We start from the raw sequence: 25543 nt of genomic DNA, 5'->3' as shown, positions 1-25543 counted from the left end.
TCGTGCGGACTGTGCAGGGCCGTCGCGGCACGCGGACCCGGGAACGGCGCCACGTGCGGTACCCTGGTAGGCGAACGACAACTGCATAGATGCTTGGGCGGTCGGGTGCGGCGCCCATACGGAGCGGGGTGGTGTTTGCGTACGCGCCGTCCTGCACGATCAGGGTCCCCCCTGCTGGCGATCCTATCGGGGATTTCCTCCCGCCTGAGCCCATCAGCTCGCCGGCGCGGACCAGCGGATCTGCCCGCGTAGCGCGGGGCCGCCACCCTCGCAGTGCTGCTCGAAGCGCAGCTCGACCTCGGTAATCTTGCCCGCGGTGTAGACGACCCGGTCCACGACGAACCAGCCGGACAGCGTGTTGCACCCACGCCCCTGCCCGCCCCAGTCCAGCCCGCCTTTCAGCGGGTTGTGGAAGGGGTACCGGCGGAGGTCACCATAGTAACCCGGCTTCAGCTCCGTCAGGTGGTTCATCGCCTTGAACTCGCCCCGCCAGTTCTCGTCCGCGGCGACGGTGACGGTCATGAGGCCGTCGCTGCCGCTCACGGAAAACGCGCCGGTCTGGTAGAGGTGCGTCCTCCCCCCTCCGACGAAGTCGCCCGCATCACTCTTGAGATAGACGTAGCTGCCGCTGGCCGGGACCGCGGAGGCATCCGCGCGCCAGAGCGTGCTCGGCGGCGGATTCACCGGCTCGGGCGGAGGGGCGACGTCCGTCGCGGACCAGCGGATCTGGCCGCGAAGTGCGGGGCCGCCCCCCTCGCAGTGCTGCTCGAAGCGCAGCTCGACGGAACTCAGGTTCCCGCCGGTGTAGGTGACCCGATCGACAACAAACCACCCGGTGAGCGTGTTGCAGCCGCCCTGTCCGCCCCAGGAGAGGCCGCCCTTCAGCGGATTGTGGAAGGGGTAGCGGCGCAGGTCGCCATAATAACCGGGCTTCAGCTCGTCCAGATTGTTCATCGCCTTGAACTCGCCCCGCCAGTTCTCGTCCGCGGCGACGGTAACGGTGAGGAGTCCGGCGTTGCTGCTGACGGAAAATGCACCCGTCTGATACAGGTACGTCCTCCCCCCTCCGACGAAGTCGCCCGCATCGCTCTTGAGATAGACGTAGCTGCCGCTGGCCGGGACCGCGGAGGCATCCGCGCGCCAGAGCGTGCTCGGCGGCGGATTCACCGGCTCGGGCGGAGGGGCGACGTCCGCCGCGGACCAGCGGATCTGGCCGCGAAGGGCGGGGCCGCCCCCTTCGCAGTGCTGCTCGAAGCGCAGCTCGATGTCGGTGATCTTGCCCGCGGTGTAGACGACCCGGTCCACGACGAACCAGCCGGACAGCGTGTTGCACCCACGCCCCTGCCCACTCCAGGCCAGGCCGCCCGCCAGCGGGTTGTGGAAGGGGTACCTGCGGAGGTCACCGTAGTAACCCGGCTTCAGCTCGGTCAGGTGGTTCATCGCCTTGAACTCGCCCCGCCAGTTCTCGTCCGCGGCGACGGTGACGGTCATGAGGCCGTCGCTGCCGCTCACGGAAAACGCGCCGGTCTGGTAGAGGTGCGTCCTCCCCCCGCCGACGAAGTCGCCCGCATCGCTCTTCAGGTATACGTAGCTGCCGCTGGCGGGGACCGCTGCGGCATCCGCCCGCCAGAGCGTGCTGGGAGGCGGGTTCACCGGAAGGGGCAGCGGAGGAACGTCCGCCGCGGACCAGCGGATCTGGCCGCGCAGCGCGGGGCCGCCCCCTTCGCAGTGCTGCTCGAAGCGCAGCGCGATCTCGGTCAGGTTCCCGCCAGCGTAGGTGACCTGATCGACGACGAACCACCCGGTGAGCATGTTGCAGCCGCGTCCCTCCCCGCCCCACGCCATGCCGCCCTTCAGGCGATTGTGGAAGGGGTAGCGGCGAAGGTCGCCATAGTACCCGGGCTTCAGTTCGGTCAGGCTGTTCATCGCCTGGAAGTCGCCGCGCCAGGATTCATTGGCGGTGACGACCACCGATAGAAGTCCCCCCGACGTGGTCACGGACAGTGCGCCACCGGGGTACGTGTACGACCTCCCTCCCGCGATGAAGTCGCCGACGTCGCTCTGCAGGTAGACGTAGTTGCCCGTCGCGGGAACCAATCCCGGGGCCGCGCGCCACAGGGTGCTCGGGGGCGGGTTCACCGGACCTGGTGGAATCGTCGGATCCGCGGCCGACCACTGGATCCTCCCGCGCAGGGCGGGAGTACTCCCCTCGCAGTGCTGCTCGAAGCGAAGCTCGAGGGCGGTGAGCTGGTCCGCCTCGTAGGTGGCGCGCTCCACCGTGAGCGACGCCGAGAGCTTGTTGCACCCACGCCCTTCTCCGGCCCAGCTCAAACCACCGGCGGCGGGATCGTGGAACGGGGAACGGCTGAGGCCGGTGAAGGTGCCGGGGACGACCTTGTTGTGCTTGCTGGGCAATATGAACTCCCCATCCCACTGCTGGTCGCCCTCCACCCGCACCGTGATCTTCCCCCCGGTCGCCTGTACGGCCAGCACCGCGTCCGACTTGGTGTAGCGGTAGGATTGCCCTCGACCCACGAAGTCGCCCGGGTCGCTGGCGATCTCCACGAAGCTGGGCGCTACCGGCGGTTCGGGAGTGCGGTCCGTCCCCGTTCCATCCTTTCCGCACGCGGCCCCCACGAGTATGGAGATGGGGATCAGCAGGCGTGCGAGGCTCGTCATCGGGCGCATTGTAACGTGTGTCGCGGGAGGTGCAGGAAAGGAAATCGAAAACAAGGAGTACTTCGGGGTGTCTGAGGCTCGGAGCTCTCGGCACGGGCGCGCGGCGCACGGATTCGGCGCGCGCAATCGTACGGCCCCGCGGCGCGTCTCCGGCTCCGCCGCGTGTTCCCCCACACGGTGCTGGTGAGCTCGCGCGCACGAAACACCTGGTGAATGCGTCAATGATCTGTCCGGATCGGGGTCCGCGCAAGCCTGAACCATCCAACGTACCAAGAAGGCGGGGATGCACAGATCCATCGTGCATCCTCACCGCACGCCCAAGGTCCAGGGGTGCGGGCCAGCGCGCAACGCTTCCGTCCGGCTGAAGCATGCAAGGTCCCGCATCCCCTGCAGTCGTGTGCCTGCGCTTGTCCGGCACGGTCTGGTACTCCGTACGGCAGACGTCCTGGACGAGTCCCGAGGTCCAGCCGGTGGTTCCAACTTTGTCCAGTCGTTTCCCCGAGCCACCAAGATTGTGCTGGTCACCTGATCCCGGACGATCCGCAGCACTGGGCGGCTCGCGTCGAGAAGGGTCGATCCGCGCGCCCCTGGAGGGGTGGTGCAGGTTCAGCTCGCACTGATCGGTGTTGCAATCCGGATTATCCGGATTGAGAGTGCAAGGATCATTGCAGTCCAGCGCCTCCGGCGCCCACAGACTGGATGCTCAGCGCGGATGTCGCAATTCCGAGCTCGTCCGCCTGTTGCCGGACCTGCGCTCGCGCACGCCCGGAGATCACCCCCACGGCGATCCGGTTGATCCTCTCGTCCAGATCCACCCAGCGGACCCCTTCGATTCCGCCCGCGACTGCCTCGATCTGGTCGCGCCAGTCGCTGAGCTCCTGCCAGCCGTGGCGCCCCTCACGGATGATGATCCTGTAGCCTGGCTTCGCGGGAATCAGCCCCACCTCCGCGGCCACCTGGGCGACGACGCCGCGCGCACGGGTACGGTGCACGTCGGCGTCCCGGACCCAGACGTTCAGGTCCCCATTCTCGTCGAAGAACCAGCCGCCGAAGTCCGGGACTTGCTGCGCGATGCGCGGACCGTGCGCCTCGGCGGATCGGTCTGGCCGCTGGCCCTGCGACTGGCCCGCCGCGCTTGCTTCGAGGACCGGGGTGGGGGGATCCGCCATGTCGCCCCGGCATGCCGTTAGTGCCGCGAGCAGCAGGGTCAACGAAAGCGGCTTCGGGGACGCGGTTTTGCGCATGAGAAACTCCTGATCGATGAAGCCCTGCGGGAAAAACACGCGCGGGGCCTGCGCGCAGAGGCCCGTCTTCGGGCGAAAAGCATGTCCGGACCATCCCCTGCCAGCAGATTGTTGGGCTGCGACCCGATTAGCGGATTGAGCCTGTCAGCGCCTCACCTGCGTAGCGTGCTGATTAGCACGCGAAGGCTTTCGATCCGCTGCTCGGCTAGTCTGATTATAGCCTCTTTCCAGTTCGGCGGTGGCGACCGGTAAGCTGGACTGCTCGGGTCGAGCCGCGCGCGGCGCACCGTGGCCTCCGACATTCCTGTCTCTGCTGCGATGTCGACGAGCGTGTGTCCGTCAGTCAGCCGGGAACTCGCTTCCTTGAAATCCATGCATTTGGACACGAACGGGTGGGCACCCAGCCGCACGGATACTAGCTTGTGTCCAGCAGGGCGAAAGAGCGAGGCTGCCCGCTCTCCCTCCAAGAAGAAATCGGCCAGCCTCACAGACGACCGACCCGACGGCCGCTCGCACCCAAACAGTAGCCCTGCCCTGCGGTCAGGGTCAAGAGCTTGGAGGTTCAGCATGGAACAGCAGCAGCACCCGCCCTCGCCGATGCGGCTCCTGGAGATCCTGACGGACAGGTTCGGCGCACTCGTAGCGGTGGCGAACTCCTCGATCAAACTCGCCCGCTACGCACCGGAAGACGAGCTGGCGATGGATCTGCTCGTCGCGGAATCGGTGCTGGAGTTCGGCACCAGCCTACGCGAGGCGAGGGATGTGGCGATGCAGTGGGCTCAGGCGCGGGGAGTGGCGCCGCTTGCGTGAGGATTACACGGCAGCCGCAGAGGCCTGCGGCTGCCGCGATGCTTGCCCAGCGGCCTGATGTGTAGGATCAGGCGCGAACCCGCATTAGCAAGATTTGGGGAATGCTAAAAACATGGACGGGGGTTCGTCGCCTGCATTCAATTGTTGGGCATCCTCGGCCGGGCAGCTATCTGCACCACACCACTGCTACTGGAATCGAAGAACTCCACAGGCACGTCCTTACTTCTTCGCCGTTTCTACAACGACGTTGAGTTTTCCCTCGATGGGTTCAGGGACGTTCGCAGCGAGAAGGCGATACTCTATACCGAAGCTACGCACATCATCGAAGGATTCGAAAGTAGCGCGAAGTGGATCGAGGATGATTGGCTGTTGGTGCTTGACCCGCTTCACGTGCCAGTCCACGTCGTAGCTACCCGTTTCCTCGATGTGCGGATACGAAACGTTGCGTTCTCGCGCCACGCCAGAGGTGCCTCGAAACAGCGACTCGTATGACGGCTGATACAAGTGAAAGCTCCTCATAGACTCCTGGAACAACTCCGATTGCGTGCGGGGCCTTACCGGTGGGCTAGGCGCTTTCGCAGGCTCGGGGACGGAATCTTTATCTACTAGCAGGAACCCGTCGGGGAAATGCAGGTGCACATCCACATCTTCGGCAGGCGCTGTTCCGCTGTTTACAATCTGAATTTCGATGTCGATTGAAAGTCTTTCGGCTATACGCCGCTCCCAATCACTACGGAGGTATTCCGCGAACGCCTCGAAATACTGGATGCGATCGCGGTTATAACGAGCGAATTCCGACTCGGGAATCCCCCCCATGATTGCGAGTGCCGCCGCGATGGTCGTTGCACCGCCTGTGGAGTTGCTCTTGGTAAGTGGGGGATACTTCCGCTCCAATTCAGCTGCTTGCTCCGCGATGAATAGCTCAGGGCTCCCGGGCGGTCGAGCCAAGTTAATACGTAGAGTGTGACTAGACTGAGTCTCCGATTTTGTGATGAATTGGAGGGCCAACTTCGGAGTTGCGGCCCGGAGTCGGTCAAGCTGGCGCCGAAGGTCTCGGTTCTCTTGTTCGACAGGATCAATTGCAGCGTGGAGCCTTAGTTCTTCAGGCAGGCTGGACACAGCAATTCCAAGTGGCCGCGCCGTGAGCTTAGGCGTGGTATCCTGCGTCACCAGCAGAACATCAAGATCGGGGTTGTCTCTGCGGAACTGCAGAATCGTAGCTATGAGTACGTCGTCGGCTCTGCTTGGATCGAGATCGTGCTCACTCAGATCAATTCGCGGGAGCTTGGGGTACGTTTCGATGCGCACTCCTTCACGGAGCTCACTCGACTGTTGCCATCCCTCGATCCGCTGGAGAATGCGTCGCGCCCGCTCTCGAATATCGCGAGAAGGATGAGAATCCTTGTGCTTATCGAGTTCACGAACGGTGATACGAGGTACGACGATCACAATGTGCCGGCTGGCGAGCAATGATAGCCAGTCGACCTCCTCCACGTGACGGTAGTGGAGATAAATCATGGTGTCTAGGAAAACTGCTGTACGTGACTCAGTCATGATTTCAGCCTTGGCGAGGGAACAATGCTTGGCCGTCTATCGCCTGCAGCGCCGTGGTGAGGCGGCTCATTTATTCAATTCATTGGCAGGGTGAGACCGCCGTGGTGGTCGGTTCGCCAAAGCATTTCGCCCCAGATGGAATACTGCCAGCGGTGCTTCGCGCTTAAATATCCGCCACAAGAGGAAACCACCATTGTGGGTACTAGCGTCGAGAGTTCTTCGCTCCAATGAGTTCCATGATGCGCACTCAACGCAATGGAGTACCACCGATGTCTACGGCGCGCGAGATCATTCGATAGTACTTCCAAGTTCTTTTCTCCTAGATCTCCTAGAAAGAGGAACCGGTTGGGCAGGTGCGCGGCAATGCACACGTGGTTCGCTACGGCAGTGAGTCTTGTAAGCGCAACACGAGTGGCGGTACGTAAGGATTGTTTCTCTCGGTCACTTCTTCCATCCTGGCAAGCCGGCTCTCGAACCTCGGCCTCTCGCTGCTCGAACGGATTGTACTCGCGCCGCTCTCCTGCCTCATCAAGGAGTTCATCGAGTAGACTATCTTCACCTCGCGCATCTTCCACGGCGTCCAAAGCGGATGATACTGCATTACGGAAAACCACAGTGTCGAGGTCACGGGGAGGCCAGAGAACCTCCAACTCGCGCTGGCCGCTCTGAATGAAGTCTCCTGCTGAAACTGGGACCGACTCCCAAGGCTGACTGTTCATGTTGCTGATCAGATTCCGTAGATCACCGGCAGGAAGTCCGGTCCTGCCGCCCAATGCACGTGCAAAAGTAGCCCAAAGAGCCCGCGCCAACTGCGGCCGCTCAGGGAAGTCTGGTAGGCGCGGGAAGTAAACGCGGCGGAGACTGAGTACACGACCGGGCGGGGCAGCGAACAGACCTGAGTAGTGGTCCCAGTGGAAGTGAGAGATTACCAAGGTCTGGGGGCGCGGGAGCGCCGAAAAGGCATGCCACGCACGCTCTGGGCTCTTCGCACCCACGTCGATTTGGAGAACATCGAACGGATGGGAAACCAAGGAGGCACAGAGGCCATGACCAACATTTGGAACGATCAACCAATCAAGCACGCTAATATCCCCGAGATATTTGGGTGTGGAGCCGCCTAACTTGTTGTTGAGTGGACAGAATTCCGCCCGACACCCAACGCTGATTACGCCCTCGCCGTTCCGGCACACGGGCGGCAGAATAAAACCTGGCGCTCGCATGGCCGAACCCGCTCATTTCCAGATAATGCCCCGCGTTCCCCACGTCAAGCAACAATGACACGACGCAATTGGATGCGCATCGAGCCGTGGTGCGGATTTTGGATATGTACGCCATCGGCCACGCGGCAGCATTGCTACGGGGCCGGTTGTGTACTGTCGAGCGACGCATCCTCAGCCGTGCGCCGTCGTCGGCAGGTGGATAGGGATGTCGGGGCTGCCCTTGAGGATGGCCTTCTTCACCTCGCCGATCGCCTTGGTGATGCCGATCTCGCGCGAGCAGGCCTCGGCGCAGTTGAAGATATGGTGCGGTAGCGCCACACGCCTATCGCCGTCTTCAAGCTGAACCGCTCGGGGTCCAGGATGAGCGACTGCGGCCATACTGAATTGACCAACAACGAAAACATACCGGCCCGCAGCATCATCCTGCGACAGTGCAACAGCTGCGTTAGGGAAAGATCAACTCCAGCACCTGATCGTAAACATCTCTCGGGAGATGTAGCTCAGGGCTCCCAGCCGCACGAAAATCAGCATTACGAGGCCTACGCGCTGTGAATGTACGATGCCAAGGTGAATCCGTAGTAACGATGACCGGCTCGGAGATCTCAGGAAACTGGTCTGCGGTGATGTCGGTGATCACACCGTCCCGCTCCAGCCATGCATGCGAGAGATACCCGCCGTCGCATTCCGATTGATGCTTCTCCCCCAAGACGTAGTAAAATTTCCCGGCACCTCTCTCCCGGAGGTAGGTGCCGAGTAGATCGGTGGCATCACCGCAACTCCCGCGAGGAAACCAAAGGAATGCGCTGGCTCTCGCCATGGGTGCTACGATGCCGAGTGCTCGACGGAAAGCCGCTGCTTCCTGATAAACATCCATGCTCATTCGCCGATATTGAAGGAAACCGGCCCCGCGGCGATGCCGCGGGGCCGGTTCGTGTTGCCGAAACGATGCGTACCTAGCCGTGCGACGTCGCGGGCTGGCGGATGGGGATGTCGCGGCTGCCCTTGAGGATCGCCTTCTTCACCTCGCCGATCGCCTTGGTGATGCGGATCTCGCGGGGGCAGGCCTCGGTGCAGTTGAAGATCGTGCGGCACCGCCACACCCCTTCTCGGTCGTTCAGAATGTCCAGCCGCTCGTTGGCGTTCGTGTCGCGCGAGTCGAAGATGAAGCGGTGCGCGTTCACGATGGCCGCCGGGCCCACGAAGTTCTCGTCGGCCCAGAAGCTGGGGCAACTGGTGGTGCAGGCCGCGCACAGGATGCACTTGGTGGTGTCGTCGAACTTTTCGCGGTCGTGCACCGACTGCAGGCGCTCGCGGCCCGTGGACGGCACCGGCGAATCGTTGATCAGGAACGGCAGCACGGAGCGGTACTGGGCGAAGAACGGCTCCATGTCCACCACCATGTCCTTGATCACGCGAAAGCCCATCAGCGGCTCGATGGTCACGTGCTCGCCCACGTCGCGGATCAGCACCTTGCACGCAAGGCGGTTCACGCCGTTGATGCGCATGGCGTCGGACCCGCAGATGCCGTGGGCGCAGCTGCGCCGGTAGGTGAGCGAGCCGTCCTCGTACCACTTCACCTGGTTCAGCGCGTCGAGCACGCGGTCCGTAGGGTCGGCCGTCACCGTGTACTCACGGTACACCGGCTTTTCGTCGACATCCGGGTTGAAGCGGTACAGGCGCAGCACAATGCGCTTGCCCGTCGCGAGCTTCGCCGCCGCCTTGCCGCCCCCGCCGGCACTCGGCTTGATCGTCTTCGGCGCCGCCATCAGTACACCCTCTCCTTGGGCTGGAACTGGGTGATGGTCACCGGCTTATAGGTGATGTCCATCTGCCCGTCGCGCTGCGTGACGAACGTGTGCTTCAGCCAGTTGGCGTCGTCGCGCGACTGGAAGTCCTCGCGCATGTGGGCGCCGCGGCTCTCGGTGCGGTTCACGGCGCTCAGCGCCGTCACCTCGGCCAGGTCCAGCAGGTTGGCCAGCTCCCACGCCTCGAGCAGGTCGGTGTTGAAGCGCGAACCCTTGTCGCTCACCGACACGCCCTTGAAGCGCTCCTTGAGCTCGCGCACCTTGGCCAGCGCGTTCGCCATTCCCTCGCCGGTGCGGTAGATGCCCACGTCGTCCTGCATCACGTCCTGCATCTCGTCGCGGATGCGGGCCGCGGGCTCGCCCCCGCCCTTTACGCCCAGCAGCCGGTCCAGCTGCTCGCGCGCGAACGCCTCCGGGTTCTTGGGCAGCGGCGGCAGGTCGGCAGTCTGGCAGAACTCGGCCATGGCCAGCCCGCCGCGGCGCCCGAACACCACCAGGTCCAGCAGCGAGTTGGTGCCCAGCCGGTTGGCGCCGTGCACGGAGACGCACGCCGTCTCGCCGGCCGCGTACATCCCGGGAAGGACGGTGTTGTTCACGTCGCGTACCACGCGGCAGTTGGCGTCCGTGGGAATGCCGCCCATGGCGTAGTGCGCCGTGGGCTGAATGGGCATGGGCTCCTTCACCGGGTCGATGCCCAGGTAGGTGCGGCAGAAGTCGGCAATGTCGGGAAGCTTGTTCTCGATCACGTCGGCGCCCAGGTGCGTGGCGTCGAGGTAGACCATCTTCTTGCCGTTGATCCCCCGCCCCTCGCGGATTTCCATGCTGATGGCGCGCGACACCACGTCGCGCGACGCCAGGTCCTTCATGGTGGGCGCGTAGCGCTCCATGAAGCGCTCACCGTGGTCGTTGCGCAGGATGCCGCCCTCGCCGCGCACGCCCTCGGTGATCAGGATTCCCAGGCGGTAGATGCCCGTGGGGTGGAACTGGTAGAACTCCATGTCTTCCAGCGGAATTCCCCGCCGGAGGGCGATGGCCACGCCGTCACCCGTGTTGGCGTGCGCGTTGGACGTAATCGACCACACCCGCCCGAAGCCGCCCGTGGCGAATTCCACGGCCTTGGCGTGAAAGATGTGAAGGTCGCCCGTCGCCACCTCGTACGCGATGCACCCGCAGCAGCGCCCGTCGTCGGCCAGGATCACGTCCATCACCTGGAACTCGTCGAAGAACTCTACACCGCCCTTGATGCAGTTCTGATAGAGCGTCTGCAGGATCATGTGCCCCGTGCGGTCGGCCGCGTAGCAGCTGCGGCGCACCGGGCCCTGTCCGAAGTGGTGCGTGTGCCCGCCGAAGGGGCGCTGGGCGATCTTGCCGTCCGGGGTGCGGCTGAACGGGAGCCCCATGTGCTCCAGCTCGATGATCACCGGAATGGCCTCCTCGCACATCGCCGCGATGGCGTCCTGGTCACCCAGGTAGTCGGAGCCCTTCACGGTGTCGAAGGCGTGCCACTCCGGGTGGTCCTCTTCCAGGTTGGCCAGCGCGGCGCACACCCCGCCCTGCGCGGCGCCCGTGTGGGACCTCGTCGGATACAGCTTGCTGATGACGGCCGTGCGCAGCCCCGGGGTGCGCGACAGGTAGATGGCCGACATCATTCCCGCGCCGCCGCCACCCACCACCAGCGCGTCGTACGTGTGAGTGTGGATCATCGGCGCGCCGCGGCGGAAAAGTCGTAGGTCATCAGGGCGAAGATTCCCCAGGCCAGGGACAGCAGGACCACGCCGTACACCACCGCCTTTACGATCTTTCGTGGCTGCGGCTTGCGGACGTAGTCCTCGATGGAGTAGCGCGCGCCGTTCAGCCCGTGCAGCAGGGCGAAGGCGGCCAGCGCCACGTTGTAAAGGCGCCACAGCGGCTGGTTCCAGCGCTCCAGCACCAGGTCGGCGCTCAGGTGCTCCACCCCCACCACGATGTTCCACCAGTACAGGTGGTACAGCGCCATGAAGAGCAGGAGAATCCCCGAGATGCGCATGAACACCCAGCTGTACAGCTCGAACTTGCCCTTCTTCTGCATCAAAGGCTGGTCGTAGCCGCCCCCCGGGCGCGGTGCGCCGCGCCCGCCCTCCGCCGGCACCTCGTCGATCACGGTGCTCATCGCGGCGCCTCCATGCTCACCGGCGCCACGGCGGGCGCGGCCTGCGCCTCGTATCCCCCGCCCTGCTGCATCTGCCGCTGGCGGTGCCGCTCGGCGCCCGGCTCCTCACGCAGGCCGAACAGGGGCGCCAGCATGATGTAGGCGACGGGGATGATGAACAGCGCCGTCAGCCCCAGCGCGCCGAAGGCCAGGCGCCGCTGGTGGAGCATGGCGATGGGCCAGAAGTCCTGGAGGATGATGCGCGTGCCGTTCAGCGCGTGGTACAGGACGGAGAAGAAGATGATGAGCTCCGCCACCCGGAAGAGCGGGCTGCGGTAGATGTCGAGGGTGTGGTCGTAGAAGTCCGGCCAGTACACCACCGCCGCCGTGTCGGCGACGTGCACGATCAGGAACGCCAGGATGCCCAGCCCCGTCACGCGGTGCAGGAGCCAGGTCCACATCCCGGTGCTCCCCTTGTAGCGGAGCCCCTGGGCCAGGGAGCGGTTCCGGAAGTCGGTTGCCATGTGCAGGTACTCCGTATCGGGTTCCCAACGGCCGCCGCGCCGCGCCCCCGGAGGAAGCGCGGCGCGGCGGCGCGCGGTGGATCAGACCTTGGCGCCCAGCACGCGCATGGGCTCGCGAACGGCCTCGGCGCTCTTTTCCAGCGCGGCGCGCTCGTCGTCGGTCAGCGTCACCTCCAGCACCTGCTCCAGCCCGGTGCGGCCCAGCTTGCAGGGCACGCCCAGGAACAGGCCGCTCATCCCGTACTCGCCCTGCAGGAACGCCGCGCAGGGAAGGATGCGCTTCTTGTCCTTGACGATGGCCTCGGCCATCTGCACCGCGCCGCTCGACGGGGCGTAGTAGGCGCTCCCCGTCTTCAGGTACTTCACGATCTCGGCGCCGCCGTTGCGGGCGCGGTCCACGATGGCGTCCAGCTTCTCGCGGTCGATCAGCTGCGTGATGGGAATGCCGCTCACCGTCGTGTAGCTGATCAGCGGCACCATGGTGTCGCCGTGGCCGCCCAGCACCATCGCCTGGATGTCCTCGACGCTGACGTCGATCGCCTCCGCCAGGAACGAGCGGTAGCGCGCCGTATCCAGCACGCCCGCCATGCCGATGATGCGCTCGCGGGGAAACCCGGACGCTTCCATGGCCACGTAGCACATCACGTCCAGCGGGTTGCTGACCATGATGATGATGGCGTCGGGCGACACGCGGGCGATGTTCTCGCAGACCGAGCGGACGATGCCGGCGTTGGTGTTCAGCAGGTCGTCGCGGCTCATCCCCGGCTTGCGGGCGATGCCGGCGGTGACGATGTAGATGCCCGACCCGGCCGACTCCTCGTAGCCGTTGCTGCCCGTCACGCGGGTGTCGAAGAGCTCGATGGGGGCACTCTCCCACTGGTCGAGCCCCTTGCCCTGCGGAATGCCCTCGGCGATGTCGATGAGCACCACGTGGCGCGCGAGCTCCTTTTCGGCGACGCGCTGGGCGGCGGTGGCGCCCACGTTGCCGGCGCCGACGACGGTGATCTTGTCTATCATGTCCAGGCCAGAGTACGAGTTTTGGGGGCCGCCCCGCGACGGATCGTCCATGCCGGGCCGGCTGTGGCGGCAACATAGATGGCGCCCGTGGGCGTGTCAACGCGACTCCCGGGCCATGGCTCTTGCCTGTTCCGGCGTTTGTGCGCACCTTCCTTTTCTGCGCCGTTCCGGGCACCACGCCCGCCCCCCTGCTGGACCCCCTCCCCGTCGTCGCCATGGCCATTCGAGAAGGTCGCTGGGATTGCACCAGCTGTGGCTCCCGCGCCATCTACGGCCGCCACGTGGACTGCCCCGGCTGCGGCAGGCCGCGCCCGGCCGGCACCCGGTTCTACCTTGCCGACGGCGCCCCCGCCATCACCGACCCCGCGCGGCTGGCCGAGGCCCGGTCCGGCCCGGACTGGGCCTGCACGCAGTGCGCCGCCACCAACCGTGCGGGACTGACGTCGTGCGGGGGATGCGGCGCGCCGCGGGCGGATGCGACCGCGTCCCCGCTCGTCCCGCGGGGCACTCCGTCCGCCCCCTCGCCCCCGCGTCTGCGCGCCCAAGGATCCGGGTGGTGGCGCCCCGGGCTGCGCGCGTTGGTCGTGGCCGCGGGGGTCCTGGTTTGGTTCGTGGCCGCGGTCGCCGACGAGTGGAAGCCGCGGCAGCGCCCGCCCGAGCTGATTCCCGCCGTGGTGGAGTCCGTGGCGTGGGAGCACGGGGTGGTGGTGGAGGAACGGCGGCTGGTGCCGGACTCCGGCCGCACGCTGGCGGACAGCGCCGTGGAGGTCGACACGGCGCGGGTGGTGGATGGGCAGACGCAGGAGCTGGAGCGGTACGAAATGGTGTCGCGCCAGGTGCCCCGGTATTCGGAGGTCGTGGTCGGCCACCGGAACGAGCAGCGCTGGGTGGAGGACGGAGGCGAGCACGTCACCTCCACGACCGTGTGCGGCACGCGCGACCTGGGGAACGGCTACTTCGAGGACAAGGAGTGCATGGACACCAGGTACGTGCCCAGCCGCCGCCGCGAGACGGTGCGGGTGCCGGTCACGCGCACGGACACCACGTACGAGACCGTCAGCGAACGCCAGCCGGTGTACCGCACCGTGCCGGTGTACGTCCCCTTCTACCGCTACCGCCGCGTGGAGTGGGTGCCGGTGGATACGGTGCGCGCCGCCGGCGGCACCGCGCGACCCTCCTGGCCCTCCGTCGCGCTCGCGCCCGGCCGCCGCGAGGGCTCCCGGACGTCGAACTACTCCCTGACCGCGCGAGACTCCTCCGGCCGCGTGCACCGGGCGTGGGTGGCGCCCGGCGACCCCTGGCCCCCGTACCGGACCGGCCAGGGAATCGCCATCACCCCCGCGACGGACGGCCTGATGGCCACGCCCCATCCCGCGGACGACCTGCCCGCCTGCCGCCGCTGGCGCCGCGGGAAGGGGGATCCCCCGCCGCCCCGCCTGGGCTGCACGCGAAACCAGTAGCCGGCCGCGCCGCGCAGCCCCGCGGCGCTCCCCGCCGGCACTCCCCCGCGAGAGCCAAATTCATTAGTTTACAACCCGCTGCCCCGCCGCCGTTTGCGGCACCCGGAACCCCGGGGCGGGGCGCGGGTTCAATCATTCGTGACACCTTCGCCGGCGGGAGCATCTCGGCGGCGTTTTTCTCTTTCAGCAGTTTCGGCGGCATGTCGTCACTCGGCGAAAAACACACCTCCAAGCAGCCGGCCGGCTCCGCGGGCACCGCCACGGGCAAGCCGGCCCCGGGCGGCGTCTCTCCCCGCGTTCCCGCCTGGCTGATGCGGGCGGGCATCGGCATGGCCGTGCTGGTGCTCGCCGCCGTCGCCGTCTGGGCCTGGTGGGCCGTGCGCGCGCCGGAGCTGCCGCGCATCGCCTACACCGAGCTGCTCAGCGCCGTCACGCAGAAGAAGGTGTCGGCCCTCACCGTGCGCCCCGGCGACGTGATCCTGGGCGAGTGGGCCGGCGCGGCGGGCGGGGCCAACGGCGCCAAGCCCGACTTCGCCGTGGCCTTCCCGGTGGAGGAGATCGACGGGCTGGCCGCGCGCGCCGAGGCCGCGGGGGTCGAGCTCACCCTCGCCTCCCCGCCCACCCGCGCCACGCCCGAGAGCGTGCTGCGCGGGCTGCTGACGCTGGCGCTCCTGGTGGGCGCGGGATGGTTCCTGTTCCGCCAGTTCCACCAGGGCGCCGGCGAGGAGCTGGGCGGCACCGGCGCGTCGGACGTGACGTTCGACGACGTGGCGGGCACGCAGGGCGCGGCCGACGAGCTGCGCGAGATGGTGGACTTCCTTCGCGCCCCCGAGCGCTTCGCCCGGCTGGGCGCGCGGATCCCCAAGGGCGCGCTCCTGGTGGGGCCGCCGGGGACGGGCAAGACGCTGCTGGCGCGTGCCGTGGCGGGCGAGGCGGGCGTGCCCTTCTTTTCCATCTCCGGCTCCGAAGTCACCGGCTTCCTGGTGGGCATGGGCGCGCACCGCATCAAGACGCTGTTCAAGCGGGCGCGGAAGAAGGGTGGGGTGATCTTCATCGACGAGATCGACGCGCTGGGCGGCAAGCGCGGGCGCAACCGCAGCCACAACGAGGACGACCGCACGCTCAACCAGCTGCTGGTGGAGATGGACGGCTTCGACCCGCTGGCGGGCGTGGTCGTCATCGCCGCCACGAACCGACCGGACGACCTGGACGAGGCGCTGAAGCGTCCCGGCCGCTTCGACCGCATGATCACCGTCAGCCCGCCCACCTCCGGCGGGCGCGAGGAGATCCTGAAGCTCCACGTCGGACGGCGCGGCATTCCCCTCCATGAGGAAGTGGACCTGGGGCGCCTGGCGCGGCTGACCCCCGGGTCAACCGGCGCCGAGCTGGCCAACCTGCTGAACGAAGCGGCCATCGCCGCCGCGCGCGAGCAGGAGCCTTCCGTCCGTTGGGCGCACGTGGACGCCGCGCGCGACCGGCTGCTGCTGGGCAAGGAGCGCAAGGGATTCCGCGCGATGGACCAGGAGCGGTGCACGGTGGCGTACCACGAGGCCGGCCACGCCCTGGTGGGCGTGCTGTGCGCCCCCGAGGACGGGCTTCACAAGGTGACCATCCAGCCGCGCGGGCAGGCCATGGGCGTCGCCTACTTCTCGCCCTCCGACGACCGCTTCCTGTACCGGCGCAGCTACCTGGAGGCGCTGATCATGAAGGGGCTGGCGGGGCGCGCGGCCGAGGAGCTGGTGTTCGGCCCGCTGGCCATCACCAGCGGCGCGCAGAACGACCTTCAGCAGGTGAACGGCATCGCACGCAAGATGGTGTACCAGCTGGGGATGGGCGACGACACCGGCCTGCTCGTCCACGACGGCGAGGCGGGAAGCCTCAGCCCCGAAGCCCACGCGCGGATGGACCGCGAGGTCAAGGGAATCCTGGAGCGGCTGTACGCCCGCACCCGCGAGGTCGTCCAGGCCAATCGCGAGCCGCTGGCCGCGCTGGCCGTGGCCCTGCTGGAGCGCGAGACCATCGAGGGCGACGAAGCGGTGGAGATCATGGAAGAGGCCGGCACCACGCGCCCCGCCTGGCTGGCCGACGCCCTCGCCGCTCCCCTTGCCCCGGCGAGGACGGCCTCGGCGGCCTGACGCACGGCGGATCACCCATCCCGGCCCAGCGGAGAACGGGTCCTCTCGCCTACGCGAGGGGACCCGTCCTGGTAAGGGGATTCGATGCAACGGCAGCCAGCCGGCTTCGGCACGATCCCCGCAATCCTGCCGGAGATCCATCCAGCGTAGACCCTCGTGCCGGCGAGTGCGCCCGGCGGTCGCGCGATACCCGCTGATCGACCGGAGGAGAACCCCGCCGTGCATCCCCCGCTGACAGACGTAGAAGTGCGTATCCTCGGCTCGCTCCTGGAGAAGGAGGTCACGACGCCCGACAACTACCCGCTATCCCTGAACGCCCTCCTGGCGGCGTGCAACCAGACGACCAACCGCGAACCCGTGATGCGGCTGGACGAGGACGCGCTGGTCCCGGCGACGGTCGCCCTCCGCCGCCGGGGGCTGCTGCGGCAGATTCAGCGGGCGGGTTCGCGGGTGACCAAGTTCGAGCACCGGCTGGACGAAGAGCTGAGGCTCGTACGGCCCGAGCTCGCCGTGCTGGGCGTGCTCATGCTGCGCGGGCCGCAGACGCCGGGGGAGCTGTACGCGCGCACCGAGCGGCTGCACCCGTTCGCCGACCTGGCCGACCTCGAGAACCTGCTGGACTCGCTGATCGCGCGGGAGCCGGAGCCCCTCGTCGCGCGCCTCGCCCGACGCCCGGGGCAGAAGGAGGTCCGCTACGCGCACCTTCTCGCCGGCGAGCCGGCGCAGGCCGAGGGGTCCGCGGCGGAGGAAGAGCGGCCCGTCTCCACCCGCCGTGCCGGTCCGGAGGACGACCGGGTCGCCGCGCTGGAGCGTACCGTCGAAGAACTCCGTGCCGAGGTCGCGGCGCTGCGAGCCGACCTCGACGCGTTTCGCTCCCAATTCCAGTAAGCACCACCCGTGAAGACGAACCCGACCGCCACCGCGGATGAGATCGCCGCGCGCCTCCAGGCGCTGGGCGATCCCGAGCATGCGCGGTTCGTCGCAGGCTACTTCCGCACCGGGCCGGGCGAGTACGCGGAGGGCGACCGGTTTCTCGGCATTCGCGTGCCCGTGCTGCGCGGGCTGGTCCGCGAGTACCGCGGCCTGCCGCTGGAGCGCACGGCGGAGCTGCTGCGCTCCCCCTGGCACGAGGCGCGGCTGCTCGCCTGCCTGCTGCTCGCGGACGCCTACCCCCGCGGCGGCGAGGATACGCGCGAGGCCATCTACCGGCTGTACCTGGCGAACACCGAGTACATCAATAACTGGGACCTGGTGTATTCGTCCGCGCCGCACGTGGTCGGCGCGCACCTGCAGGCGGGGGACCGCACGGTGCTGGAGGAGCTGGCGCGGTCCGACTCGCTGTGGGAGCGGCGGATCGCCATCCTCGCAACGCAGCACTTCACCCGCCATGACGATTTCGGCACCACGCTGCGGATCGCGGGGATGCTGGTGGACGACCGGCACGACCTGATCCACAAGGCCGTCGGATGGATGCTGCGCGAGGTGGGCAACCGCGACCGCGCCACCGAAGAGACCTTCCTCCGCCGGCACCACCGCACCATGCCCCGGACGATGCTGCGCTACGCCATCGAGAGGTTTCCCCCCGAGCTGCGCGCGGTCTACCTGCGACGGGAGCCGAGCCCGTGATCGCGTCGGCGGAGGCGCATCCACTCACCCCGGGCCCCTGGCCATGATGTACCTGCTGCTCTGGGCCGCCCTCCTGGCGGCCGCTCCCGCCGCCGCCCAGGCGCAGGACGAACCGCGCCCGCTCACCAGCGGCTCACCCGTCACGCTGTACCTGCGCGACGGGCAAGAAGCGGGGGTTCCCGGCATCATCGTCGCCGCGCGGGGCGACACGCTGCGGATCGTCTCGCCCGGAATGGGGCTGGCGCAGGTGCCGGCGGGCTCCATCGCGCGCCTGGAGGTGCCAGGCTCGCCGCGGGGCAGGCTGTTCAGGTACGCCTTCCTGGTCGTGGGGGTCAGCGCCGGGGCCGGGCTGGGCTCCGTGGCGGGAGACGAGGAGTTCGTGCCCACGTTCATGACCACGCTGATCTTTCTCTCGACCGTGGGCGGCGTGATGTACGCGCGCGAGGGGCCGCCGCGTGCGCCCGAGCCGCTGGACGTTTCGCGGGGCCTTCCCGGCGGCACGGTGCAGCCTGGCCGGGGGGCCGTGGTGCGCTTCGCCACCGCCGGCCGTCCCCTCACCCGGGCACGCCTGACGGACTTCGACACCGATTCCCTCTCCCTGCGCGGCGGGGATGCACCGCCGCGCCTGTCGCGGGCGGAGCTCACCCGCCTGCAGGTGAGCCTGGGCCCGGACCGCGCCCGCGGAAGGCGCATCGGCGGCGCGGTAGGGGCCGTCGGCGGGGGGCTGCTGCTCGGCGGGGTCCTGGCCTCGCGGGGCGGCTGGGGGGTGCTCGTGGCTCCCGCCGGAGCGGGTGTCGGTGCCCTGTTCGGCGGCGCGGTGGGAGTGGGCGCGGGCCACGTCTTTGCCCCGCCCGCCTGGTCCAACGTTCCGATCCCCCGCGCACCCTAGCGGATCGCTGCCCGGCAGGTGCGCAGAGCCAGCCCCGCGGCGCCACTCTCCGGGTCGTGCCGATCAGCGGGTGGCCCCAATTCCCGCGGGGCTTGCCCGGACGCACAGCGCGTCCAGCGCCTCGCGCTCGGTCCCGTACGCGCGGAAGGGCTCGGAAACGTGCCGTGCCAGCGACTGGGCCAGGCCGCCCTACCGCACCTCAATCGGGTATTCAGCGGCGCGCCACCGGACCGGGGGGTAGCCGAGGGTGTTGCCGCGGGCGACTCCCAAACCCAGTAGCCGGGCAGGCACTCCTCAGCCTCCGTCGCCCCGCAGAACCGGAGCTGCGGCCGGGGTAAACACACAAGTCACGACGAGTGACTCACCCGGGTGGACACGCTCATCAGACTCCAATCGCGGCGTGCAACAGGCGCGCGGCACAAAGGCCGCCGGACCGCCACCGACAATTCCTATCTACGTTCGCATCGCTCCACTCACGTTCACGGGACCCCAGGAACTCCGGCTGAACATCGGTGAGTAGTCTGCGCGGGTGGTCGCGGATCAGCGGGTGGCATGCTTCACGCCTGAGCCGCTGCCCCCGACTTCTGGACAGTGGCAGCGCAGCAGCGACGGCACGCTTACAATTGCTGCGCCATCCCTCCGTGACGCCACGAGGCCGGCCGCGCCAAGCCTTCAGGGCGGACGTGGCCAACCCCCCGGTATACAGGCGGAGAAACGCAACACAGCCTGAACTCATTTGAACATCGCTGCTCTGCGCTCGCGAAGACGAGCGATCCAGCCAACGTTCCGGCGAAGTTCCCACGTGCGTTGGGTTGCCAAACGAAATTCCTTCCGTTCAAATCGATAGGACTCTATAATATAGGTGAATGCGGCTTTAAATGGGCGTCGTTTGATAGGAGACCCTGCCATGGTACAACTTCACGAAACCGGCACGGAGCCGTGGAAATCGGCGATCTCGCGCGGCCGGCCAGAAGACCTACTTCTTTCCCACGACGATCCCATCACGCATCCTCGTGCAGACCACTACCAGCGCGACGAGTTTGCCGGGCGGGTCGTTGAACGTATCCGGGGGCGCACAGGTAAGGGCAGCGTGGTCTTGGGTCTGTACGGAGCTTGGGGCGATGGCAAGACTACTGTCCTGAATTTTATTGAGCACCGGCTCCGACAAAGGCCCGAGATGGTCGTGGTGCGATTCAATCCGTGGCGGTTCAATGGTGAAGAGGCGCTGCTGAGGAGCTTCTTCGAGCACTTTGCGCAGCAACTGGATCCGCCGTACCGCAGTCGACTGCGCAGGAGCTTCGCACGCGTTCTAGAGTTCCTCTCTCTCCTTGTCACCGCAGTGTTCGGTAGCGCGGCCGGGGGTGGCGGCCTGGAAATAAGCCCAGGGCACGCTCTTCGACGCTTCTCACGCCGGCTTTCAGCGCCGGACCTAGACCGTGAAAAGCGTCGCATCGATGCAGCCCTTGAGAGCCGTGGCCAGCACGTGGTAGTCCTGATGGATGACCTTGACAGGCTGGAAAAGGCAGAGATCCGCGCCGTCTTCCGGCTGGTGAAGCTGACTGCAGACTTTCACCATACCACCTTTGTCCTGGCCTTTGACCCGCGCCTGGTGTCACGAGCCTTGGGCAAGGCGTACGATTCACGCCACGCGGGCACGCGCTTCTTGGAAAAAATTGTCCAGGTGCCGCTGCACCTGCCGGCGATGAACCGCAAGCGGCTACAGAAGCACTGCTTGGCCGCGATCCACCGCGCATTGGGGGACGCAGGAACGCAACTCTCCCCCGCTGAGGCCGCAGAACTGGAGGAAAAGGCGCGGCAGGGCTTTGGCTCCGCCTTGTCCAATCCGCGCATCGCTCACCGCTTCCTGAACTTGGTTAAGTTCTCAGTCCCCGCGCTGCACGGCGAGGTGAACACGGTTGACCAAGTGCTCGTGGAGGGGATGCGGATCTGCTATCCATCCATCTACGACGCCGTCAGGACCTCGCGCGAGTTCCTGATCGAACTCCCGGACGTGGCGGGAGTCAGTGAAATAGACCGCCAGAGCCGCCGATTCGAGGCTGGGATCGGGATTCGGTTGCGTGCGCTCGCCCCGGCAGAGCGCGAGGAGGCGGAGTGGCTACTACGCACGCTGTTCCCGCAGTTGAGCGCCTTGGCACGAGGCGAGCTCCCCGCATCCGACCAGCCACGATGGATCCGGGAACAGCGAGTATGCTGTGAACCGTACTTTGACCGCTGCTTTACTTACACCCTGCTCCCTGGTGACATCAGCGACCAAGACATTAAAGAATTGGTAGGGCTGGCTTATGAGCACGCGGCCGAGGCCTTGGGCCCGCGTTTAACCACGGTGCTGGCGAGCGTGGGGTCTCGCGAGTTCCACGCGCGGCTTATGCGCCACCACCTACCCGGGCAGGCGGCATCGCAGATTGCCCGGGCAATCGCGACCCACGCCGGAGCAGCGTGCGGCGCTGATCCTGGTACCCCAGCTCTGTTCAGCGCCCTCATCGCCCGAGTGCACCAGACAGGGCGAACGAACTTCGCCGCCGATTTGGCACGCTTCGCGGAGCCGTTCTCCATGGGGGCTGCCGTGTTCCGGGCCATGCGCCTGCTCTCAGATGACTCCGGCCATCACGACGCGATCGGGCGGGTGTTGGCGCAACGCGCACAGGACCGGCTGGAAGGTACGCTCCACCCGCCAGCGGATGCCCCACTGCAGTACCTGCTGTGGGCTCGCTACGGCGACCGTGAACGCGCAAAGAGCTGGTTGAGCGAGGTGGTGCTGAGCCATCCGCACATTGCGGTGGCCCTGCCGGCCCAAGTGGTGGAGTGGACGGCCGAACCCGGCCAGGCGAACGGCTTCGGCGCCGAGGACTACCAGCACCTTCACGAGATCAGTGAGCCCGGCGTGGTGCATCAAGCCATCTCAATGTGGGCCCAGACGGAAGACGGCCGGATGGTGCTCGGATTCCCTGGCGGCAAGGGTGATCTGCTCCGCGCCTTTGCCCAGTTACATGGGCAGTGGATGACGGCAAGAGACGCGCGCGGCGAAGCTTCACGCGAACAGCCCTCCGCTCGTGAAGAGGGTTCGGATACGCGCCCGCAGGAGGACGCGTATGCGCGCGAGGTGGCGGGCGCGGTGCCAGCCCCGCCGCGCTACGCGGAAGGGGAGGGCCCGCCCGTGGAGCCGGGCTCCGATGGCGGCAGCAAAATGGGTTGAGCCGCGCGGTCAGCCTGGGAAGGGGCAGTAGGAATCATCCGGCGCTCCCGCTAAACAGGTCAGTGTTTCTGAGGACCAGGAAGGCCAAGAGGAGCAGCACCGCTAGAATAACAATGGCAATCACCACCGTTGGGGAGCTGCTGCTGGCCGTGACCGCAGGAGGAGGGGGCGCGGGAGGGGCCGCAGACGGCGGGGCTAACCGGGTCGGGGAAGGAGCCGGACGCGCCACCGGGAGAGCCGGGGGTGTGCTGAAGAACTCGTCCCACTGCGCCAGTGCGGGCCTAGACGCCTGCACGGGCTGAGCAGGCTTCGCGGACTGTACGGGTACGAGCCCTGGTTGGGCAAAGAACTGGTTCCAGTCGATGGTGATGATGTCGGCCGTTCCCGAGGCCGCCGTAGCGGACCGCGGCGGCGGGGGCTGCAGGAAGTCCGAGGGAAACGGGTCCGGAGGCGCAGCGGTGCCGGCGCGTGAGGCTGCCGCGCGCGGAACCAAGAAATCGGCCGGGAACGCGGGCGAGGCCACCACGTCCGCGAGCACTTCCTCCAGCGGCTGCAGCCGCGATACATCAGGCTCGCGACACCAAGCCGCCAAGAGCTTGGAAAGCGGCACCACGCTCCCAGACATAAACTGTAATTTCTGGAGAGCCGCGGACTTGTTCGGCGCCGCAAAATCGTGCTCGGTGAAGAGCAATTGTTTGTCACGCGCGGGATCCCAGAGGGAGGGATTCCCCGCGTAGGCCAGCAACGACAAGTAGATCACCAATTCCGAGAAGTAGTCAGCGCACTGGCTGGCCACGCGCAGCGCATTGCGCCGAGGGTGCTGGTAGTTGCTCACCCCGATGATCTGGTCCGGATATCCCTGCAGCGAAGGTACGTACACGCTATCGTAGTCGATAAGGCGCAGCCGCGTGCCGCCCGGCGCGCCCGCCGTCTGCACTATGATGTTCTCGTCCTGTAAGTCGCCATGCGAGATCTGCCGCGCGTGCAGGTCGGCGACCATTTCCCGAAACGATTCCGCCACCGTATGCATCGCGGTGGGGTTGCCCACATTCTGTGCGATGAAGTCGCGTAGGCGCAACCCGTGCGCCCACTCCATCCATAGAACGGGAAAGCACTCGTTCTTGGAGACGAGCGCATTTTCGAGGTACTCAAATTCCACGAAGTACGGCAGCGGGTTGGCGCGGAAATGGGCGCTGATGTGCCGATACCGCTCGCGCGCGTCGCCTACATCCGCCGTCCAGCAGCGCAGTGCATACGTGCGGCCGCCCAGATCGACCGCGTACACCCTCGAATACCCCCCGCTATAGGCTACCAGCTTGCCCCCTGTCGATCGACGCGGTATGCAGTGAAGCAACCGCTGCTCGCGAGCAAAGCGGGGCAGGTGCTCGACAGCGATGTTGTAGTCTTGGAGGGATGGATAAATACGCGGCGCCATTGCTCAGTCCTTCTCGGTATGTCGGCGGCTCGTTGCCATCAAAGCCGCACGAAGCTGCGCAGCCGCACATGGTACCATTTGTCGCGCTCCCCCAGCTTCTCCAGCCGGGCTCCTGGCTGCAGCGTTCCCAAGGAGCGCCCCAGGCTTGTTGACGGATCCTCGCGCAACCGCACGGCAGTAGTGATCTCCACGCTGTCCTTTCCCAGCGAATCCGCCCTTGCGACCCACCCCTCCAACGTGATCTCGGCCCACCCATTCTTAACGGAGCGCGGGTGAGCAGCCAAGCTGTCATTCCCTACTTTGAAGATCCCGGTCTTCTCCCCCGGCGCGGAGAACAACATGGTTCCGGGTACGAGACGCGGGGGATTGGAGGGCCGCTCTAAGTCAGTATCCTGAACCGGGTCATTGTCCGCGTGGTCGGCGCGCGACCTTACGCGCGGCTGTTCCTGATCCTGCTCGCGAGCCTGCTCCAGCAAGTATACGTTGCTGGCCAAACTCAAGCCGAGAGCGACGAGCACCCGCTTGTAGGTGAACCGCAGTAGCCACCGCCAAGCTAGGCGCCTGAGCCACACGCGCATGAACGCGCCCCAGCGCGATCGTGGCCAGATTAGGCGCGCATGGTCGCCATGCGCCCCTGCAGATTCGAACTCCCCCTGCCCTCCGTCAGCGACCGAGTCGGTTTTCTCCGAGTGTGCGGTCGGCGGCGTTCGGAGCGAACCTTGGATCTCCGTCCACTCATCCCGAACGGCGGCGGCGGCGAAATGCGAGTGGATCGCTGGCAGCGTTGCGGGGACCTCGGCGGTCTGACCCCCCAGCAGGTCCGCTCCAGGCCGGGTGGCGAGCCAGTCGTCCGAGAAGCCGCCCACCTCATGCCTTGCGACGGCCACCTCGCCCGCCAAGTCGGGGCTAGCGGTTGGAATGGGCGGAGGTACTGCCTGCTCGAGCGGATGAAGGCCTGGCTGCCGATCACCGACAGAGATCACCATCAAGGTGATGTCGTCGTCTTCCAGGTACAGCGGGCTGACACCGCCGCCCGCCGCGCGATAGTCGCGGGCGCGAGCCAGCCGGGATTCGAACAATGCGTCGTTCTCGTCCGCCATCCACTCCAGCACCATCCGGCGCACGTCCCTGCCGCCTTCGTGTTGCACCAGCAGGTACTTGGCCAAGGCGTCGGTGGCAAGCACTAGCAGATCGCCCGGGGCCGCGACGCCATAGCGCACCGAGGGAACGCGCTCGCGGCTCGGGTCCGAAACGCTAAGCAGCGCAAGGGGGTGGCTGTCGAACTGAACCGACTGGGACACCGGGTGGGACACGACAGTGCGGCCGAAGAAGTGCAGGATGCAAGTATCGCCCAGCGTGGTGCTCTCCCATCGCACTTCCTGTAGCGTGGGGGTGAGCACCAACCCGGCTAGCGTGGCCGCGGCGGGATGTCGTTGCACGAGGCGGTTGTGAAGCAGCAGTCGATTCGGAGAGCGCTCGATCCGTTCCCGCACCTGCCCCAACCACTGCCTGCGTGGGCCATCTAGCCAGCGTTGCCACTCCGCTGCGGTGGTGGGCAGGCGCGCCGCGCCGTTCTCACCCCCGCAGAAGGCGCGCACCAGCAGCCATGCCCATTCGCGCGGAAAGAGCGACCGCGCCGCACCGTCTGATACGGCTACGCGCATCTCCGCGGGGTTCACCCACCACGCGTCTTGGCAGTCATGCGGGCTTTCCCCGGCCTTGGCTGCCAACCGAACGCCGAAGTACAGGGACACGGCGCCAGCGTGTGATCGCCCGCGATCCCGGGGTTCCGCCTGTGAACGG

General features: G+C 66.8%; 18 protein-coding genes. 7 read left to right on the top strand and 11 right to left on the bottom strand.

Features of this window, described 5'->3' with window-relative positions; genetic code table 11:
- Positions 1-213: 213 nt before the first annotated feature.
- Together VGB24_RS02600 and VGB24_RS02595 are read right to left on the bottom strand one after the other, a co-directional pair.
- A complete protein-coding gene (locus VGB24_RS02600; RefSeq protein ID WP_331071395.1) occupies positions 214-2679 on the bottom strand; it encodes a hypothetical protein in 2466 nt (821 codons plus the stop codon).
- Between the two features lie 662 nt (positions 2680-3341).
- Complete coding sequence (locus tag VGB24_RS02595; protein WP_331071394.1) at positions 3342-3923, bottom strand: hypothetical protein; 582 nt, start codon at positions 3921-3923, stop codon at positions 3342-3344.
- Between the two features lie 567 nt (positions 3924-4490).
- Here VGB24_RS02595 and VGB24_RS02590 point away from each other — a divergent pair.
- Complete coding sequence (locus tag VGB24_RS02590) at positions 4491-4733, top strand: hypothetical protein (RefSeq protein WP_331071393.1); 243 nt, start codon at positions 4491-4493, stop codon at positions 4731-4733.
- A 219-nt stretch (positions 4734-4952) separates the two neighbouring features.
- Here VGB24_RS02590 and VGB24_RS02585 read toward each other — a convergent pair whose 3' ends face one another.
- The 7 genes from VGB24_RS02585 to mdh all read right to left on the bottom strand — a co-directional run bounded on the left by VGB24_RS02585 (position 4953) and on the right by mdh (position 12981).
- Positions 4953-6287 (bottom strand): PIN domain-containing protein, encoded by a 1335-nt coding sequence (locus VGB24_RS02585; protein ID WP_331071392.1) that lies wholly within the window; start codon positions 6285-6287, stop codon positions 4953-4955.
- Positions 6288-7678: 1391 nt separating this feature from the next.
- Positions 7679-7825 (bottom strand): hypothetical protein, encoded by a 147-nt coding sequence (locus tag VGB24_RS02580; protein ID WP_331071391.1) that lies wholly within the window; start codon positions 7823-7825, stop codon positions 7679-7681.
- Positions 7826-8460: 635 nt separating this feature from the next.
- Positions 8461-9273: a succinate dehydrogenase iron-sulfur subunit gene (locus VGB24_RS02575; RefSeq protein WP_331071390.1), complete on the bottom strand. Its 813-nt coding sequence runs from the start codon at positions 9271-9273 to the stop codon at positions 8461-8463.
- Positions 9273-11015, bottom strand: a complete 1743-nt coding sequence (sdhA, locus tag VGB24_RS02570) for a succinate dehydrogenase flavoprotein subunit (protein ID WP_331071389.1) — start codon at positions 11013-11015, stop codon at positions 9273-9275. Before sdhA ends, VGB24_RS02575 begins: the two co-directional genes overlap by 1 nt.
- The gene (locus VGB24_RS02565; RefSeq protein ID WP_331071388.1) at positions 11012-11461 is read right to left on the bottom strand and encodes a hypothetical protein; all 450 of its coding nucleotides are present in this window, start codon (positions 11459-11461) and stop codon (positions 11012-11014) included. Before VGB24_RS02565 ends, sdhA begins: the two co-directional genes overlap by 4 nt.
- Positions 11458-11964, bottom strand: a complete 507-nt coding sequence (gene sdhC / locus VGB24_RS02560) for a succinate dehydrogenase, cytochrome b556 subunit (protein ID WP_331071387.1) — start codon at positions 11962-11964, stop codon at positions 11458-11460. The genes VGB24_RS02565 and sdhC overlap by 4 nt, the downstream gene beginning before the upstream one ends.
- A gap of 81 nt (positions 11965-12045) precedes the next feature.
- Entirely contained in the window at positions 12046-12981 is a 936-nt protein-coding gene (mdh, locus tag VGB24_RS02555) for a malate dehydrogenase (RefSeq protein ID WP_331071386.1), read from the bottom strand.
- A 215-nt stretch (positions 12982-13196) separates the two neighbouring features.
- On the opposite strand from mdh, the gene VGB24_RS02550 reads away from it, so the two are divergent.
- The 6 genes from VGB24_RS02550 to VGB24_RS02525 all read left to right on the top strand — a co-directional run bounded on the left by VGB24_RS02550 (position 13197) and on the right by VGB24_RS02525 (position 22305).
- Positions 13197-14441, top strand: a complete 1245-nt coding sequence (locus VGB24_RS02550) for a hypothetical protein (RefSeq protein WP_331071385.1) — start codon at positions 13197-13199, stop codon at positions 14439-14441.
- Between the two features lie 200 nt (positions 14442-14641).
- Positions 14642-16576: an ATP-dependent metallopeptidase FtsH/Yme1/Tma family protein gene (locus VGB24_RS02545; protein WP_331071384.1), complete on the top strand. Its 1935-nt coding sequence runs from the start codon at positions 14642-14644 to the stop codon at positions 16574-16576.
- A gap of 219 nt (positions 16577-16795) precedes the next feature.
- On the top strand, positions 16796-17464 hold the full coding sequence (locus VGB24_RS02540) for a YceH family protein (protein ID WP_349263883.1): 669 nt from the start codon (positions 16796-16798) through the stop codon (positions 17462-17464).
- A gap of 9 nt (positions 17465-17473) precedes the next feature.
- Positions 17474-18202, top strand: coding sequence for a DNA alkylation repair protein (locus VGB24_RS02535; protein WP_331071382.1), 729 nt, complete (start codon positions 17474-17476; stop codon positions 18200-18202).
- 43 nt (positions 18203-18245) lie between these two features.
- A complete protein-coding gene (locus VGB24_RS02530; protein ID WP_331071381.1) occupies positions 18246-19091 on the top strand; it encodes a hypothetical protein in 846 nt (281 codons plus the stop codon).
- A 907-nt stretch (positions 19092-19998) separates the two neighbouring features.
- Positions 19999-22305 carry a KAP family P-loop NTPase fold protein gene (locus tag VGB24_RS02525; RefSeq protein ID WP_331071380.1) on the top strand — a complete coding sequence of 769 codons (2307 nt, stop codon included), beginning with the start codon at positions 19999-20001 and terminating at the stop codon, positions 22303-22305.
- Between the two features lie 34 nt (positions 22306-22339).
- Here VGB24_RS02525 and VGB24_RS02520 read toward each other — a convergent pair whose 3' ends face one another.
- Complete coding sequence (locus tag VGB24_RS02520) at positions 22340-23740, bottom strand: lipopolysaccharide kinase InaA family protein (protein WP_331071379.1); 1401 nt, start codon at positions 23738-23740, stop codon at positions 22340-22342.
- Between the two features lie 38 nt (positions 23741-23778).
- Complete coding sequence (locus tag VGB24_RS02515) at positions 23779-25494, bottom strand: protein phosphatase 2C domain-containing protein (RefSeq protein ID WP_331071378.1); 1716 nt, start codon at positions 25492-25494, stop codon at positions 23779-23781.
- Positions 25495-25543 lie beyond the last annotated feature (49 nt).

It is taken from the genome of Longimicrobium sp. (assembly GCF_036399935.1).
Lineage (GTDB): Bacteria > Gemmatimonadota > Gemmatimonadetes > Longimicrobiales > Longimicrobiaceae > Longimicrobium.
Note: the sequence above shows the minus strand (reverse complement) of the source record. Positions and strands in the feature narration are given on the sequence as shown.